This is a genomic window from Caballeronia cordobensis (genome assembly GCF_001544575.2).
Lineage (GTDB): Bacteria > Pseudomonadota > Gammaproteobacteria > Burkholderiales > Burkholderiaceae > Caballeronia > Caballeronia cordobensis.
The window spans coordinates 319,236-334,555 of the sequence record NZ_FCNY02000001.1; the positions used below are offsets into that span (position 1 = coordinate 319,236).

A 15,320-nucleotide genomic window follows, 5' to 3' on the forward strand; every position below is an offset into this window, starting at 1 on the left:
AGTCACGCTGAAACGACGTCGCGCGCGGGAACTGCGGCGCGGCCGGGACGGCTAGAAGAGATTCGAAAGTTTAGCATAACGAGCAGCAGCAACAGGATGGCGGCCCCGCCGTTGTGCGCCACGGCGACCGGCAGCGGCCATTGCAGCACGATGTTCGACATGCCCGTCAGGAACTGGATCACGATCATCAACAATACGCCGTTTGCGGGCTTCTTCAGCGATTCGAATCGTCGCAGCCGCAGGGCGAGCCAGAGCAGATACAGCACGACGACCACGGCGAACATGCGATGCGTCCAGTGAATCGCGACGAGCGCGTCCTGCGAGATCACATCGCCGTCGCCGGTCATGCCGAGCGCGCGCCACAGATGAAAGCCGTGCTCGAAGTTCATCGGCGGAATCCATTGACCGTTGCACAGCGGGAAGTCCGTGCAGGCGAGCACCGCGTAGTTCGTGCTGACCCAGCCGCCGAGCGCCACCTGCACGATCAGCAGCAGCAGGCCGAATGCCGCAGCGGGCATCCAGCGCGCGGCGGCCGAATCGAGCGACGGAATCGGCGTCATGCGCGCCGCGAGCCAGCCAAGCACGCCAAGCAGCGCCAGCCCGAGCAGCAGATGCGTCGTGACGATCACCGGCTGCAGCTTCAGCGTGACCGTCCACGCGCCGAACGCGCCCTGCAGGAGAATGAGCGCGAGAATGCCCGTCGGCCACCACGGCGACACGTGCAGCGGGCGCTTCTTGATGCGCGCCGTCCACGCGATGATCACCTGCGCGATGATCAGCACGCCGATCGCCATCGCGAAATAGCGATGCAGCATTTCGATCCACGCCTTCACCATGCTCACCGGGCCGGTCGGCATCGCCTGATACGCGGCTGCGATCTGCGCATGCGCGATGAACGGCGACGACGTGCCGTAGCAGCCGGGCCAGTCGGGGCAGCCGAGCCCGGAATCGGTCAGGCGCGTGAAGCCGCCGAACATGATGAGATCGAGCGTCAGGAACGTCGTCAGCCAGACGAGCTTCCTGAACTTGTCGTCGTCGGCCTTGACCCAGACGTACGAGAGCGGCAAGAGCGCGATGCAGATGCCGATCAGACCCAGTTGCAACAGAAACATATTCGCTTACCTCAACCCGCGTTTAACCGATCCGCGACCACTTCAGCAACTTCGCCACGTCCGCGTTGATCTTCTTCGGATCGGGGTTCTTCGGGAAACGCATCATCAGATTGCCGTTCGGATCGACGAGAAAGATGTGATCCGTGAGCTTCGTGCCGTCATCGACCGGCAGCCACGCGGCGACGGCTTTTTCGTCGGCCACGAGCATGCGCGTGTCGGGCTGCGGATACGCGGTCTTGATGACGTCGGCAACGGGCTTGTCATCGGTGCGCAGCCAGACGTTCACGACGCGCTCGCGCTCGCCCGATTGCAGCGCGCGCACCTGGCGCATGAAGTAGAGACGCGTCGCGCATGACTCGTCGCAGTCGCTGCCGTTGACGATGACCATCAGCCATTTGCCTTCGAGCGACTTGAACGGCAGGCTCTGCCCTTTTTCGTCGGTGACGACGAGTTGCGCGGGAATCGGCCGCTGCGGATCGATCAGCGTGCCGTAGCTCGATGTGCCGCCCGCCGGCTTGAACACGTAGTACATCAGGTACGAGGCGATCACCGGCGCGGCGCACACGAGCGCAAGCAGAAGCAGCATCCAGCGGCCGCTGATCCATGAACCCTTGCCGGGCGTGCGTTGCCGCGTGCGCGTCTTGTCTGCGTCGGCGGTGGAGCGTTGTGATTGCATCGGAAAAACTGCCTCTGTTCGGTCAAATTTCAGGCGTGGTGTTCGGCTTCGTCGTCGTGTCCGGCTTCGTCGTCGAGTCCGTCGCCTTTCTTCGCGGCGCGACGCGCGGCATACAGGCCGAACGCGACCGCCGCCGCGGCCATGCCCCACCACTGGAACATATAGCCGTAATTGCGCTCGACGCCGAGCGTCGGCGCGGGCCAGTCGCGCACGAGCTTGTCGCCGGTGTCGCTGGTCTGCTGGATCACGAACGGCTGAAACGCGAGCCCGGTTTCGTTCGCATACGACGCAATGTCCAGGTTCTGGCGAATCTGCGCGTGCGCGGCCGATCCGCCCTGCCCCAGCTCGAACGCCTGCGACGCGTTCGCGCGCGCGATGCCCTTCACCTCGACGACGCCCTTCGGCGTCTCGTAATGCTCGATGCCCGTGCGGTCCGCCATGTTGCGCGGCAGCCATCCCCGATTCACGAGCACGTAACCGCCGCCCTCAAGTTTAAGCGGCATCACGACATAAAAGCCTGGCTGGTCGTTATACGGACGATTGTCCAGATACACGACGCGCTCCGGCATGAACTCCCCGCGCGCCTCCACACGATGAAATTCGATGGACTTGAGCGGCAACATCTGCGCGCCGACGTCCCGCGCGGGTGCATTCTCGAACGCGACGATCTGCGCGTTGAGCGCCTCCTTCTGATGCGCGCGATCGCGCTGCCAGAAGCCGAGCCGCACCGTCACCGCGACCACCACGAGAATCAGCAGCGTGGGCCAGAAACGAATCTTCATATGCGCGGCATCCATGGAGGCGCCGCACGGCGCAGGGCATCGAGTGAGATAATGAGATGATCCAATTCAATACTGCTCATCGTAGTTTCTGAGCACCAATGCTGGCTGGTTTCATGCACATCATCGTTGCTATTGCATTCATCCTGATCATCGGCAGCCTGGGTTCGGCGCTCTACTTCATGATGACCGACCGCGGCAGGACAAAGCGGATGGTGTGGTCGCTCGCCATGCGCGTCGGGCTGTCCATTACGCTCTTCCTCTTCATCCTGTTCGCGCACTGGATGGGCTGGATCGAGTCGTCCGGCATTCCCATCGGACGCTGACTCGCGACGCTGTTCGGACAATAACCCCGCGCGCGGGTTCTACCCTACGAGACGTATTGTCGCGGCGCGGCACTTTCATCACGTCCCTCTAAACGACAACGCCGCCCCTTGAGACAGCGAGGGCGGCGTGTTGATCACAGCTTCTTTGCTCCCGGACCGGCGTCGCCGCCGGTCTTGCGTCGCGCGCCATGCAGCGCGCGCCCGCTTTCGATAATCCGCTTACAGCCAGTAGACGACGACGTACAGGCCCAGCCACACCACGTCGACGAAGTGCCAGTACCACGCGGCGCCCTCGAACGCGAAGTGATGCTCCGCCGTGAAGTGCCCGCGAATCAGACGGAACATCACGACCGCCAGCATCGTGCCGCCCAGGAACACGTGGAAGCCGTGGAAGCCGGTCAGCAGGAAGAACGTCGAGCCGTACACGCCGGAATTGAGCGTCAGGTTCAGTTCGTTGTACGCGTGGAAATACTCGTAGCCCTGGCAGAACAGGAAGATGATACCGAGCAGAACCGTCGCGCCCAGCCAGATGATCGCCTTCTTGCGATGATCTTCGCGCAGCGCGTGGTGCGCCACCGTCAGCGTCGCGCCGGACGACAGCAGCAGCGCCGTGTTGATGGTCGGCAGCGGCCACGGCACCATCGCGCGGAAGTGACCGACGAGCGCGGCGGGGCCGGTGTTGGGCCACACGGCGGTGAAGTCCGGCCAGATCAGCTTGTAGTCGAGGCTGCCGAGCTGATGCATCGCGATGGCGCGCGCGTAGAACAGCGCGCCGAAGAAGGCGCCGAAGAACATCACTTCGGAGAAGATGAACCAGCTCATGCTCCAGCGGTACGACACGTCAACGCGTTTGCCGTACATGCCGCCTTCCGATTCGGAGATCGCGTCGCCGAACCAATGCCACAGCACGAACAGCACGAACAGCAGGCCGACGAACGTGCCGGCCGGGCCCCAGGTGTGCCCGTTCACCCACATGGCCAGCGATGCGAGCATCACCAGCAGGCCGGTCGCGGCCATGACCGGATGCCGCGACGGATGCGGCACGAAATAGTACGGGCTCTCGTTTTGACCGCTCATTGTTGATTCTCCACTTCGATCCAGTTGCTTGAATTTTTTCGACGCCGCGCGTTCAACCGATACGCCCGGCGTTCCGTCTATCCCACTACCGCGCGCACGATCAGCAGCAACACGACGATGAACAGCGCCGCGCCGATGACGCCCGCCGCGATCAGATGCAGCGGATTGAGCTGCGCCGCATCGCTTTCGAGGTCGGCCCGGCGGCGCACGCCGAAAAACGACCAGAACACCGCCTTCACGAGCTTGAGAAAGCCGCTCTTTGGGCGCGGTTCGTTCATCGTCAGTTCGACGCCTGCTTCGGCGCGTCCAGTTCGAAAAACGTGTATGACAAGGTGATCGTCTTCACATCCTTAGGCAGCTTCGGATCCACGACGAACACCACCGGCATGCGCTTCGTTTCCTTCGGTGCGAGCGTCTGCTGCGTGAAGCAGAAGCATTCGATCTTGTTGAAATACTCGGTGGCCTGCTTCGGCGCATAGCTCGGGATGGCCTGCGCCTTCACCGTGCGATTCTGCTCGTTGGTCACTTCGTACATCACCGTCGTCACTTCGCCGGGGTGCAGATCGAGACTGTGCTGCTCCGGCTTGAACTGCAGCGGGCCGCGCGCATTCGCATCGAATTCGATCGAAATCGTGCGGCTCATGTCCACTTGCGTGTTCTTCGCCTCGCGCGCGCTGACGTCGCGCTGCACGAGATTGTTGATGCCGGTGATCTCGCAGATCGCGCGATACATCGGCACGAGCGCGAAGCCGAAGCCGAACATCAGCGCGGCCACGACGAAGAGTTTCACCAGCATCGACCGGTTGAAGGACCGGTCGATATGCGAATTTTCCTGCGGAGTCGACACGTTGCTTTCCTACCCTCGCGACAACAGGTATTGCCTGACGACGATACCCAGAAAGAAGACGGCGGCAATCAACATCATGATGATTCCGAGCCGCTTGTTGCCCGCGCGGATGTCCTCGGGCGTGCGTCTTTTTTGTGGATTCGGGGCCATGCTTTCCTTGCTTTCCGCTCGCGGAGCATCCTTCCGGACGCCCCGCGAACTCATCGAACTATTTACTCGACCGTCGGCGGATGCTCGAAGGTGTGGAACGGCGCCGGGCTCGGCACGGTCCATTCGAGGCCTTCCGCGCCATCCCACGGCTTGTCGGACGCCTTTTCGAGCTCGCCGCCGCCGCGATACGTCGGCAGCGCGACCGCGAACAGGAAGTACACCTGCGCGAGGCCGAAGCCGAATGCGCCGATCGTCGCGACCTGATTGAAGTCGGTGAACTGCGCCGGGTAATCCGCGTAGCGGCGCGGCATGCCCGCGAGACCCAGGAAGTGCATCGGGAAGAACGTGATGTTGAAGAAGATCATCGACGCCCAGAAGTGGATCTTCCCGCGCATTTCGTTGTACATCCAGCCGGTCCACTTCGGCGCCCAGTAGTACCAGCCCGAGAACAGCGCGAACAGCGACCCCGCCACCAGCACGTAGTGGAAGTGCGCCACCACGTAGTAGGTGCCGTGCATCTGGATGTCGAGCGGCGCCATCGACAGGATCAGGCCGGTGAAGCCGCCCATCGTGAACACGAACAGGAAGCCGATCGCGAACAGCATCGGGGTTTCGAACGACAGCGCGCCGCGCCACATCGTGGCGACCCAGTTGAACACCTTCACGCCCGTCGGGACCGCGATCAGCATGGTCGCGTACATGAAGAAGAGCTGGCCCGTCACCGGCATGCCGGTCGCGAACATGTGGTGCGCCCACACCATGAACGAGAGAATCGCGATCGATGCGGTTGCGTACACCATCGAGCTATAGCCGAACAGCGGCTTGCGCGAGAACGCCGGAATCACCTGCGACACGATCCCGAACGCCGGCAAGATCATGATGTACACCTCGGGGTGGCCGAAGAACCAGAAGATGTGCTGGTACATGACCGGATCGCCGCCGCCCGCCGCGTTGAAGAACGACGTGCCGAAGTGACGGTCGAACAGCACCATCGTGATCGCGCCCGCGAGAACCGGCATGACGGCGATCAGCAGGTACGCGGTGATGAGCCACGTCCACGCGAACATCGGCATCTTCATGAGCGTCATGCCCGGCGCGCGCATGTTCAGAATCGTCACGACGATGTTGATGCCGCCCATGATCGACGACGCACCCATGATGTGGACCGCGAAAATCGCGAAGTCCATGCCCGGGCCCATCTGCGTGGAGAGCGGTGCGTAGAGCGTCCAGCCCGCGGCCGTCGCGCCGCCCGGCACGAAGAACGAGCCGACGAGCAGCACCGCGGCGGCCGGCAGCAGCCAGAAGCTGAAGTTGTTCATGCGCGCGAACGCCATGTCCGATGCGCCGATCTGCAGCGGCACCATCCAGTTCGCGAATCCGACGAACGCCGGCATGATCGCGCCGAACACCATGATGAGGCCGTGCATGGTGGTCAGCTGATTGAAGAACTCGGGGCGCATGATCTGCAGGCCCGGCTCGAACAGCTCGGCACGGATGCCGAGCGCCATCACGCCTCCGGAGAGGAACATGATGAAAGAGAACAACAGGTACAGCGTACCGATGTCCTTGTGGTTGGTGGCGAGCAGCCACCGGCGCCAGCCATGCGGCACATGGTGCTCATGGTCGTCGTGCGCGTGGTCGTGGCCTGCGCCTACATCGTGTCCGATGCTAGACATGACAATCATCTCCTAAAGCGAATACTCGGGGCACTTGGGCTTCCCGCTTGCTCTTCCGTTGCATCCGATGTGCGAAGGAAGAGCAGGCGCGAGTCACGTCAAGCAGCCGGACTGATTTCTACGCGGCGTGCTTCCTTGGCATCCGTGCCGCCCGTGATCGACTCGGGTTTCTTCAGCACGATGCGGTCTTCCGGCACGCCTGCTGCCTTCAGCGCGTCGCGCACGGTTTGCGCGCGGCGCTTGGCGAGATCGGCGTTCAGGTCGGCGCCGCCGGTCGCATCCGTGAAGCCCGACAGCGCGAGCTTCGCGTCCGGGTGGGCCTTCGCGTAAGCGGCCGCGGCCTGCACGGCGTTGCTGGCGTCGGCGGGCAGCGTGTCCTTGCCCGTCTCGAAATAGATGCTGGCGGGCAGACCGGCTGCCTGCGTGGCTGCCGCGCCCGATGCCGCCGGCGCGCTCGCTTCCGCGGCTGCAGGCGCTGCGCTCGCCGCTTCAGGCGCCGCCGCCGCTGCCGTCGTGCCGCCGCCCTGGGGCATCTTGCCGGCCTTGGCGTCGATGACCTGCTTCGGTTGCAGCAGATCGCCCGTATGGTTGCTCCAGTTGTTGCGCTCGAACGTGACGACCGATGCGAGCTCGACGTCGTTCAGCACGCCCTGCCACGGCGGCATCGCGCCCTTGCCGTGCAGCACGATGTTCAGGTGCTCGGCGATCGAGCCGGTCGCGATCTTCGAGCCGTCGATCGCCGGGAACTGGCCCGCGCCCTTGCCGGTCGGCTGGTGGCAGACCGCGCAGTTCGACGTGTAGACCTGCTGGCCGCGCGCCATCAGCTCTTCTTTCGTGTAGGTCTTGAGCGGATCGTCCTGGCCGGCGGCCATCTTCTTCTTTTGCGCATCGACCCACTTCGCGTAGTCGTCGGTGGACAGCACTTCGACGACCACCGGCATATACGCGTGCTCCTTGCCGCACAGTTCAGTACAGAAGCCGCGGAACGTGCCGACCTTCTCGGCCTTGAACCAGGTGTCGCGCACGAAGCCCGGAATCGCATCCTGCTTCACGCCGAACGCCGGGATGTACCACGAGTGCACGACGTCGTTCGCCGTGGTGATGATGCGGATTTTCTTGTCGACGGGCACGACGAGCGGGTTGTCGACTTCCTGCAGATAGAGATTCGAAATCGGCTTCTGGCCGTTCGTCTCGCTGCGCGGCGTGGAAAGCGTCGAGAGGAAGCTGATGCCTTCGCCCGGCCCCTTCACGTAGTCGTAGCCCCACTTCCACTGATAACCCGTGACCTTCACGGTGAGATCGGCGTTGCTCGTGTCCTTCATGGCGACGACGGCTTTCGTTGCCGGCAGCGCCATCAGAATGACGATGATGAACGGCGCGATCGTCCAGATGATTTCGACGGTGGTGCTTTCGTGGAAATTGGCCGGCTTGAAGCCTTTCGACTTGCGATGCACGAACATCGAATAGAACATCACCCCGAACACGCCGACGAAAATGACGGTGCAGATGATGAGCATGAAGATATGGAGGCCGTAGAGCTCCTCGGCGATCTTCGTCACAGGCTGCTGGAAGTTGATCTCGTTCACACGAGGACCGCCAGGAGCGTCGCTGACCGCCAGGGCCACGCCGGCGTTGAGCAGTGCGCCTGCCGCCAGCACGCCCGACAGGGCTCGCTTGATTGTTTTCATAGCATCCTTACCCAAATTTTCCATTCAAACCCTCGACCCCCCGTTGCATCGCGGCAGCGCCGGCTCCTCTCAAAGACGTCTCAATGACGCCTGCAACTCGGCTGCAAATTGTTTGCGACGATGCTGTGCAAGGTGTTGTCCGATTTTCACCGATTGACCGCGCGATACGATCGTGAGCGGCTCTCTCGGCGTCGCGCCCGCTTCGACCCGCACCCACCGCGGGTTGAACTCGAACTGCGTCAGCACTTCGGCGTTCATCTGTTCGATCAACAACCGGTTTTGATACAGCCGGACTCGCTCGTAGTCGACGGCATGGCGCGCGTAAATCACGAACGCGATGCCCACGACCGTCAATTCGACTCCGGTGAACGGCAGCACCAGCCAGGCGCCGTTCAGGAACAGCGGCGTTGCGATCGCCAGCGAAAACAGCGCAAGCGACAGGTAAAAGCCCACGAACTGACGCGGCGACACCGAGCAGTTTCGCTTCATGAGCCAGTCTTTGATGACCGGCTCGGATTCCGTCAGCGTCTGGCTGGCCTGCATCGCTGCCTCCATCGATCCGCACGCAATCACACACTTTTGCTCGGATTTCGCCCAAATTTGTGTCAGTCCGGGCGACAAACTGACGCATTATAGGCGTCTTAAGTGGCATCCACAAGCAAGGGTCGTAACGTCGCAAAGCCAAGCGCCACAAGCTTCTGCGCCCTTTTGACGCACCTTTTTGCGCGCTTTTTTTGCGCAAATTTCAGACATAACAACCGCGCTCTTTACCCCGTCAGCGTTTCGGTTTCGAGCCTCGTCCGATATCTTCCAGCCGCACGATGCCGTGTCCTTCGGCCGTCGTGCGCTGCACCGCTTTCCAGGCGTGCCCGTAGATCACTTCGAACGTGAGCGGTATCGTGCCGTCGTCGCGGCGCAGCGCTTCGAGCGCGCGATGCACCGCGCCGCGCAAGGCTTGCGCGTCGGCGCGGCCCGCCTCGAACACGCGTTCGAAGGGATACGCGCCCCAACGCGTCACGTCGGCGAAAAGCGATTCGGGCGATTTGTACGTGATCGTCAGGACTTCCTGATCCATCACCGGAATTTCGAAGCCGCTTTCCACGAGCATGTCGCCGAGGTCGTGCATGTCGACGAAATCGATCGCGTGCGGCGCCGGTTCGAGCCCGAGCGTGCGCTCGGCTTCGCGATATGCGGCGCGCAGCTCGCGCAAGGTGTCGGGACCGAAGGTGCTGAACATCAGCAGGCCGTTCACCTTCAGCACGCGCTGCCATTCCGGGAAAACGAGGTCGGGGCGCGCGTGCCAGTGCAGCGCGAGATTCGACCACAGCAATTCGAAGGCGCCCGCCGCGAACGGCAGCGCGGAAAAATCCGCCTGCGCGAGTTGCGGGCCGCGTGCGCCGAACGCCTTGGCGAGCGTCGACGGGAGAAAGCGCCGCCAGCCCGCGCCGCTATCGCCATCCGCGGCTTCGGCGGCGCGGGCGCGCGCGAGCATCGCGGACGAAATGTCGACGCCTGTCACAGACGCCTCGGCAAAGCGCTCCCGCAGACCGCCCAGGTCCGCCCCGACGCCGCACGCCGCATCGAGGACACGCACCGGCGCGACCTTGATGTAGTCGAGCCGCTCGCGCATGCGCTGCGCGATTTCGCGCGGCAGGAAGGCGACGTCGTCGAAGCTGTCGGCGCGTCCGTCGAAGATCGCGCGCAGACGGCGCGGATCATAGGCCGGACGGCTAGTGTTGGGGGATGTCGGGGACATGTCGATCTTTTTGCGGAGAGTGCGAAGTATACTCGGTCGTCTCGAAAACAACCCATGCGAAGCGCTGATACGAGGCATAAAAGCCTTCTGAGGCGCAACGATTGCGCGTGTTTAGCGCTTCGAGCCGCGATTTTCCCGATTCCGCCGTCATGAAAGCCGACCGTCTTCGCCTTCCGTTCCGAACGCCCGTGACGACGTGCGCGCGCGAATTCGCGTCGGCGATGAAACGGCTCGTCGATGCCGCCATGCCGAGTCAGTGCGCGTTATGCGGCAATTTGTCGCAAGCGCTGCTGTGCAAAGGTTGCGACGCGCAATACTGGAACGAGCCTCGCCTGCGCTGCGCGACCTGCGCGCTGCCGCTCGCTGCGCCGGACCTGCGACGCGAACGCGAAGATACGCGCGTGCATTGCGCCGCGTGCCTCGAATCGCCGCCCGCTTTCAACGACACGCTGGCGCTCGCCGACTACCGCGCGCCGCTCGACACGCTCGCCGTCGAACTGAAGTTTCGCGCACGGCTGGCCGCGGGCGCAGCCTTCGCGCATCATCTGCATGCGCTGTTCGAAGACAGCGACCTGTCCGTGCCCGACGTGATCGTGCCCGTGCCGCTTTCGCGCGCACGGCTCGTCGCGCGCGGCTATAACCAGGCATGGGCGATCGCGCGTCCGCTCGCGCGGGCGATGGGCGTGCGCGCCGATGCCTCGATCATCGCGCGCGTGCGGCATACGCCGGCACAATCGCGGCTCGATCGGGATGCGCGCCGCCGCAACGTCGCGAGCGCGTTCTCGATTTCGGGTGATGTGCGCGGCAAGCATCTCGGGGTCGTCGACGATGTGATGACTTCCGGCGCGACGCTCGACGCGCTCGCGCGCACGCTCAAACTCGCCGGTGCGCGGCGCGTGACCAATTTCGTGGCGCTGCGCACACCGAAGGATTAACCCTCTTTAATTACAGCAATCCATGTTCAACGTCGTACTCGTCGAACCCGAAATTCCGCCGAATACCGGCAACGTGATCCGCCTGTGCGCGAACACGGGCGCGCGGCTGCATCTGATCGAGCCGCTCGGCTTCCCGCTCGACGATGCAAAGCTGCGCCGCGCCGGTCTCGATTATCACGAGTACGCCGAAATGAACGTGCATGCGAGCTGGGATGCCTTCATCGCGAAGGAAGCGCCCGATGCCACGCGCATGTTCGCCTTCACGACGCGAGGCTCGACGCCCTTTTTCGACCACGCGTTCGCGCCCGGCGACTGGTTCGTGTTCGGCGCGGAAACGCGCGGCCTCGCGTCCGCGTTGCTGGAACGCTTTCCGACCGAACAGCGCGTGCGCCTGCCGATGCGGCCGGGCAACCGCAGTTTGAATCTGTCGAATACCGTGGCGATCGTGACGTTTGAAGCGTGGCGTCAGGCGGGCTTCGAAGGCGGCGCTTAAGTCTGTGCCGCGTCGAGCTCGGCGCGATAGAGCGCGAGCAGGTCGTCCTGGAAGCACGCAAAAATGACATGCGTGATGGATGGCGTGGAGGGCAACGTTTCGACGACCGTGTGCACCGCGATCGGCACGGCCTCTTTCACCGGAAAGCGATAGATGCCGCAGCTTATCGCGGGAAACGCGATCGACCCGCAGCCGGCATCTTCGGCGAGTTGCAGCGAACGCCGATAGCAGTTCGCGAGCAATTCCGCCTCGTTCTTGCGGCCGCCGCTCCAGCGCGGCCCGACCGCATGAATGACATGCTTCGCCGGAAGATCGTGGCCGCCGGTGATTTTCGCATCGCCGGTTTCACAGCCGCCGAGCGTCTCGCATTCGCGCAGCAACCCTTTTCCCGCCTTGCGATGGATCGCGCCATCGACTCCGCCGCCGCCGAGCAGCGACTTGTTCGCCGCATTGACGATGGCGTCGACGTCGAGTGTCGTGATGTCGGCTTTCAGCGCTTCGAGCTTGACCATCGCACTCGCCCCTTTCGATTACTCCGCCTTCGCGTCCCGGCTGAGCAGCGCTTGCACGGCGTCGCGCGGCGCCACGTTTTCGAACAGCACACGGCATACCGCCTGCGTAATCGGCATTTCGATGCCTCGCGCCTGCGCGATGCCCAGCACGGCGCGCGCGCAACGCACGCCTTCCGCGACATGGCCGAGGGCCGCGAGAATCTCGTCGAGCGTGCGTCCGCTCGCCAGTTGCATGCCGACGGTGCGGTTGCGCGAGAGATCGCCGGTCGCGGTGAGGATGAGATCGCCCAGGCCGGTCAGCCCGGTGAAGGTCTCCGCGCGGCCGCCGAGCGCGACGCCCAGCCGCGACATCTCCGCGAGCCCGCGCGTGATCAGCGCCGCGCGTGCGTTGAGACCGAGGCCGAGGCCATCGGAAATGCCCGTCGCGATGGCGAGCACGTTCTTCACCGCGCCGCCCACTTCGACGCCGATGACGTCGTCGCCGGTGTAGATGCGCATCGCGCCGTGATGGAACGCCGCGACCGTACGCGCGGCAAGCTCCGGCGACGCGCTCGCGACCGTCAGCGCAACCGGCAGGCCGCGCCCCACTTCGCGCGCGAAGCTCGGTCCGGAAAGCGTGCCGTTGCTGCGATGCGCCGGCAATTCGGCCGCGACGACTTCATTGGGCAGGCTCTGGGTGTCGGCCTCGAAGCCTTTGCAGAGCCAGACGAAATGCGCCGGCACGATGCCGGATTGCCGCATCGCACGGCACAGTTCGCGCAGGCCGGCGACGGGCGTGGCGACGACGCACAGCGCCTCGTCCGCCGAGGCGTGCGCGAGCGCCGCGGCCAGATCCGTCTCGAAACCGAGCGTGGACGGCAGCGTCACGCCTTCCAGATAGCGCGTGTTTTCGTGCGTGCGGGAGAGTGATTCGATGAGCGCGGCATCGCGCGCCCAGAGCTTCGTGTCGTGCCGGGTCGCGAGGTGGCCCGCAAGTGCGGTGCCCCACGCGCCGGCGCCGAGAACGGCTACTTTCATGCTCGGCTCCGGTCCGGCAGATTGGAGAAGTGTTAGTGCGTTGCGCCGTTCGCCGCGCCGTCCTGGCCGCCCGCGAGTTGCGCGACGCGCTGCTCGTACAGCGCCTGGAAGTTGATTTCCGCGAGGTGGATCGGCGGGAAACCGGCGCGCGTGATCGCGTCGGCGATATTCGAGCGCAGATACGGGAACAGAATGGTCGGGCACGCAATGCCGACGAGCGGATCGATCTGCTCGGCCGGAATGTTGCGGATATCGAAGATGCCTGCCTGCTTCGCTTCGATCAGGAAAGCGACCTTGCTTGCGACCTTCGCCGTGACGGTGCCCGTGACCAGCACTTCGAAGACGCTTTCGGCGAGGCGGTCAGCCTTCACGTCGACTTCGACTTCCACCGACGGCATTTCCTGTTCGAGGAAGACCGCGGGCGAATTCGGCTGTTCGAGCGACATGTCCTTCAAGTAGATGCGCTGAATGTTGAAAAACGGCTGATTGTTCTCGTCGGACATATTGATTTCCTAGTAAATCGGTATGCGGCGCGCGCAAAACACGGTCAAACGCGCGCCGCGGGTGTGTCGTCAGGCGGATTCGAGCAACGGCACGAGCCCGCCTTTGCGGTCGAGTGCGGACAGATCGTCATAGCCGCCGACATGCGTATCGCCGATATAAACCTGCGGCACGGTGCGCCGGCCGGTGCGCGTCATCATTTCCTCGCGCCGGCCCGGTTCACGGTCGATCAGGATCTTCTCGATGGCGTCGACCCCGCGGGACTTTAAAAGACGTTCGGCCATCTGGCAATACGGGCACACGACCGTGCTGTACATGACGACTTTATTCACTTGACTGCTCCTTGTTTCACCACCGGCATGCCTGCCTTTTGCCAGGCGTCAACTCCGCCTTGCAAAACGTGGACCTCGGCGTAACCCGCCTCGGACACGGTGCGGCTCGCACGTTGCGATTCTTGACCGGTTTGGCATACAAGCACGACCGGATTGCTCTTATTCTTTGCGATCTGGCCGATTTTTGCTTGGAGCTCCGCCAGCTCGATATTGCGCGCCGACGGCAGATGACCCTTCGCGAACTCCGCGGCGGGCCGCAGATCGACCACCACCGCGTTGCGCCGGTTGATGAGCGTCGTGGCTTCCGCAGCGCTTACGCCGCCGCGCCCGCGCCGCGAGATGGCGGGCCAGAGAAGCAGCGCGCCGGACACCAGCGCGATGACGATGAGTGCGATATTCGTGTAATCAGTGAAAAACTTCACGTCGAGGGCCGCCGAAATTGAGTAGAAAAGGGAGAAAGGGAAATGAGGGCAATCGGGGCATTATAAAATAACCGTTTCCCGCGATGGCCTCCGCCGTCCGGCCGATGGCCGCGCCCCGCCCGCGCATGGCAGGATGACGGGGCGCGATCGGCGCACCCGCTTTTCCAACTGACCGACCGACATCATGTACAAGCTAGTGCTCATCCGCCACGGCGAATCGACGTGGAACAAGGAAAACCGCTTCACCGGCTGGGTCGACGTCGACCTGACCGAGCAGGGCAACCGCGAGGCGCGCCAGGCCGGCGTGCTGCTCAAGGAAGCTGGCTACAAGTTCGACATCGCCTATACGTCGGTGCTGAAGCGCGCGATCCGCACGCTGTGGCACGTGCAGGACGAGATGGACCAGATGTATATCCCCGTCGTGCATTCGTGGCGGCTGAACGAGCGGCACTACGGCGCGCTCGCGGGCCTGAACAAGGCCGAAACGGCCAAGAAATACGGCGACGACCAGGTGCTCGTCTGGCGCCGCAGCTACGACACGCCGCCGCCCGCGCTCGCACCGGACGACGAGCGCGCATCCTTCGGCGACCCGCGCTACGCGAAGGTGCCGCGCGAGCAACTGCCGCTCACCGAGTGCCTGAAGGACACCGTCGCGCGCGTGCTGCCGTTCTGGAACGAGTCGATCGCGCCGGCCATCAAGTCGGGCAAGCAGATCGTGATTTCGGCACACGGCAATTCGATCCGCGCACTCGTGAAGTATCTGGACAACATTTCCGACCAGGACATCGTCGGGCTGAATATCCCGAACGGCGTGCCGCTCGTCTATGAGCTCGATGAGAACCTGAAGCCCATCAAGCACTACTACCTGGGCGATCCGGAAGCCATCGCCGCCGCGCAGGCGGCTGTCGCCAAGCAGGGCAAGGCGGGCTGAAGGCGACTCGCCGGACCAAGCCGCTGAAACACGGGCCGTCGTCGCGCATGACGCGCGTCTGACGGCGCGTCAGCGCGCTCGACAGGTTCT

At 63.7% G+C, this 15,320-nt stretch carries 20 protein-coding genes; 4 read left to right on the top strand and 16 right to left on the bottom strand.

What is annotated here, in order from left to right; genetic code table 11:
* Window positions 1–2 precede the first annotated feature (2 nt).
* From AWB70_RS01420 to AWB70_RS01430, 3 genes are read right to left on the bottom strand one after another with little or no spacing between them, the layout of a single operon-like run.
* A complete protein-coding gene (locus tag AWB70_RS01420; protein ID WP_053567361.1) occupies window positions 3–1,112 on the bottom strand; it encodes a COX15/CtaA family protein in 1,110 nt (369 codons plus the stop codon).
* Window positions 1,113–1,134: 22 nt separating this feature from the next.
* A complete protein-coding gene (locus AWB70_RS01425; protein ID WP_014190300.1) occupies window positions 1,135–1,788 on the bottom strand; it encodes an SCO family protein in 654 nt (217 codons plus the stop codon).
* A 29-nt stretch (window positions 1,789–1,817) separates the two neighbouring features.
* A complete protein-coding gene (locus tag AWB70_RS01430; RefSeq protein ID WP_053567594.1) occupies window positions 1,818–2,570 on the bottom strand; it encodes an SURF1 family protein in 753 nt (250 codons plus the stop codon).
* Window positions 2,571–2,683: 113 nt separating this feature from the next.
* Here AWB70_RS01430 and AWB70_RS01435 point away from each other — a divergent pair, with 113 nt between their 5' ends.
* On the top strand, window positions 2,684–2,893 hold the full coding sequence (locus AWB70_RS01435) for a twin transmembrane helix small protein (RefSeq protein WP_041730903.1): 210 nt from the start codon (window positions 2,684–2,686) through the stop codon (window positions 2,891–2,893).
* A 219-nt stretch (window positions 2,894–3,112) separates the two neighbouring features.
* Here AWB70_RS01435 and AWB70_RS01440 read toward each other — a convergent pair whose 3' ends face one another.
* The 8 genes from AWB70_RS01440 to AWB70_RS01475 form a co-directional block, all read right to left on the bottom strand.
* Window positions 3,113–3,970, bottom strand: a complete 858-nt coding sequence (locus AWB70_RS01440) for a cytochrome c oxidase subunit 3 (RefSeq protein WP_014190297.1) — start codon at window positions 3,968–3,970, stop codon at window positions 3,113–3,115.
* 77 nt (window positions 3,971–4,047) lie between these two features.
* A complete protein-coding gene (locus AWB70_RS01445; RefSeq protein ID WP_045450274.1) occupies window positions 4,048–4,248 on the bottom strand; it encodes a DUF2970 domain-containing protein in 201 nt (66 codons plus the stop codon).
* Between the two features lie 2 nt (window positions 4,249–4,250).
* Window positions 4,251–4,817 carry a cytochrome c oxidase assembly protein gene (locus AWB70_RS01450; RefSeq protein WP_014190295.1) on the bottom strand — a complete coding sequence of 189 codons (567 nt, stop codon included), beginning with the start codon at window positions 4,815–4,817 and terminating at the stop codon, window positions 4,251–4,253.
* A gap of 9 nt (window positions 4,818–4,826) precedes the next feature.
* On the bottom strand, window positions 4,827–4,967 hold the full coding sequence (locus AWB70_RS38925) for a cytochrome oxidase small assembly protein (RefSeq protein WP_014190294.1): 141 nt from the start codon (window positions 4,965–4,967) through the stop codon (window positions 4,827–4,829).
* A 62-nt stretch (window positions 4,968–5,029) separates the two neighbouring features.
* Entirely contained in the window at window positions 5,030–6,643 is a 1,614-nt protein-coding gene (gene ctaD, locus AWB70_RS01460; protein ID WP_014190293.1) for a cytochrome c oxidase subunit I, read from the bottom strand.
* A 98-nt stretch (window positions 6,644–6,741) separates the two neighbouring features.
* Window positions 6,742–8,355 carry a cytochrome c oxidase subunit II gene (coxB, locus tag AWB70_RS01465; RefSeq protein ID WP_053567360.1) on the bottom strand — a complete coding sequence of 538 codons (1,614 nt, stop codon included), beginning with the start codon at window positions 8,353–8,355 and terminating at the stop codon, window positions 6,742–6,744.
* Between the two features lie 45 nt (window positions 8,356–8,400).
* A complete protein-coding gene (locus tag AWB70_RS01470) occupies window positions 8,401–8,874 on the bottom strand; it encodes a DUF2244 domain-containing protein (RefSeq protein WP_014190291.1) in 474 nt (157 codons plus the stop codon).
* A gap of 232 nt (window positions 8,875–9,106) precedes the next feature.
* A complete protein-coding gene (locus AWB70_RS01475; RefSeq protein WP_053567359.1) occupies window positions 9,107–10,087 on the bottom strand; it encodes a methyltransferase domain-containing protein in 981 nt (326 codons plus the stop codon).
* Between the two features lie 149 nt (window positions 10,088–10,236).
* Here AWB70_RS01475 and AWB70_RS01480 point away from each other — a divergent pair, with 149 nt between their 5' ends.
* Both AWB70_RS01480 and trmL read left to right on the top strand, forming a co-directional pair.
* Complete coding sequence (locus AWB70_RS01480) at window positions 10,237–11,022, top strand: phosphoribosyltransferase family protein (RefSeq protein ID WP_053567593.1); 786 nt, start codon at window positions 10,237–10,239, stop codon at window positions 11,020–11,022.
* Window positions 11,023–11,044: 22 nt separating this feature from the next.
* Window positions 11,045–11,515: a tRNA (uridine(34)/cytosine(34)/5-carboxymethylaminomethyluridine(34)-2'-O)-methyltransferase TrmL gene (gene trmL, locus AWB70_RS01485; protein WP_053567358.1), complete on the top strand. Its 471-nt coding sequence runs from the start codon at window positions 11,045–11,047 to the stop codon at window positions 11,513–11,515.
* Here the strand turns inward: trmL and AWB70_RS01490 are convergent.
* The 5 genes from AWB70_RS01490 to AWB70_RS01510 form a co-directional block, all read right to left on the bottom strand.
* Window positions 11,512–12,027, bottom strand: a complete 516-nt coding sequence (locus AWB70_RS01490) for an O-acetyl-ADP-ribose deacetylase (RefSeq protein WP_053567357.1) — start codon at window positions 12,025–12,027, stop codon at window positions 11,512–11,514. The two genes, trmL and AWB70_RS01490, sit on opposite strands and share 4 nt — an antisense overlap.
* An 18-nt stretch (window positions 12,028–12,045) precedes the next feature.
* Window positions 12,046–13,044 carry an NAD(P)H-dependent glycerol-3-phosphate dehydrogenase gene (locus tag AWB70_RS01495; protein ID WP_045450266.1) on the bottom strand — a complete coding sequence of 333 codons (999 nt, stop codon included), beginning with the start codon at window positions 13,042–13,044 and terminating at the stop codon, window positions 12,046–12,048.
* A gap of 32 nt (window positions 13,045–13,076) precedes the next feature.
* Window positions 13,077–13,547: a protein-export chaperone SecB gene (gene secB, locus AWB70_RS01500; RefSeq protein ID WP_045450264.1), complete on the bottom strand. Its 471-nt coding sequence runs from the start codon at window positions 13,545–13,547 to the stop codon at window positions 13,077–13,079.
* A gap of 69 nt (window positions 13,548–13,616) precedes the next feature.
* A complete protein-coding gene (grxC, locus tag AWB70_RS01505) occupies window positions 13,617–13,877 on the bottom strand; it encodes a glutaredoxin 3 (RefSeq protein WP_014190284.1) in 261 nt (86 codons plus the stop codon).
* Window positions 13,874–14,299 carry a rhodanese-like domain-containing protein gene (locus tag AWB70_RS01510; RefSeq protein WP_014190283.1) on the bottom strand — a complete coding sequence of 142 codons (426 nt, stop codon included), beginning with the start codon at window positions 14,297–14,299 and terminating at the stop codon, window positions 13,874–13,876. Before AWB70_RS01510 ends, grxC begins: the two co-directional genes overlap by 4 nt.
* Window positions 14,300–14,483: 184 nt before the next feature.
* Here AWB70_RS01510 and gpmA point away from each other — a divergent pair, with 184 nt between their 5' ends.
* Window positions 14,484–15,230 (top strand): 2,3-diphosphoglycerate-dependent phosphoglycerate mutase, encoded by a 747-nt coding sequence (gene gpmA, locus AWB70_RS01515; RefSeq protein WP_014190282.1) that lies wholly within the window; start codon window positions 14,484–14,486, stop codon window positions 15,228–15,230.
* Window positions 15,231–15,320 lie beyond the last annotated feature (90 nt).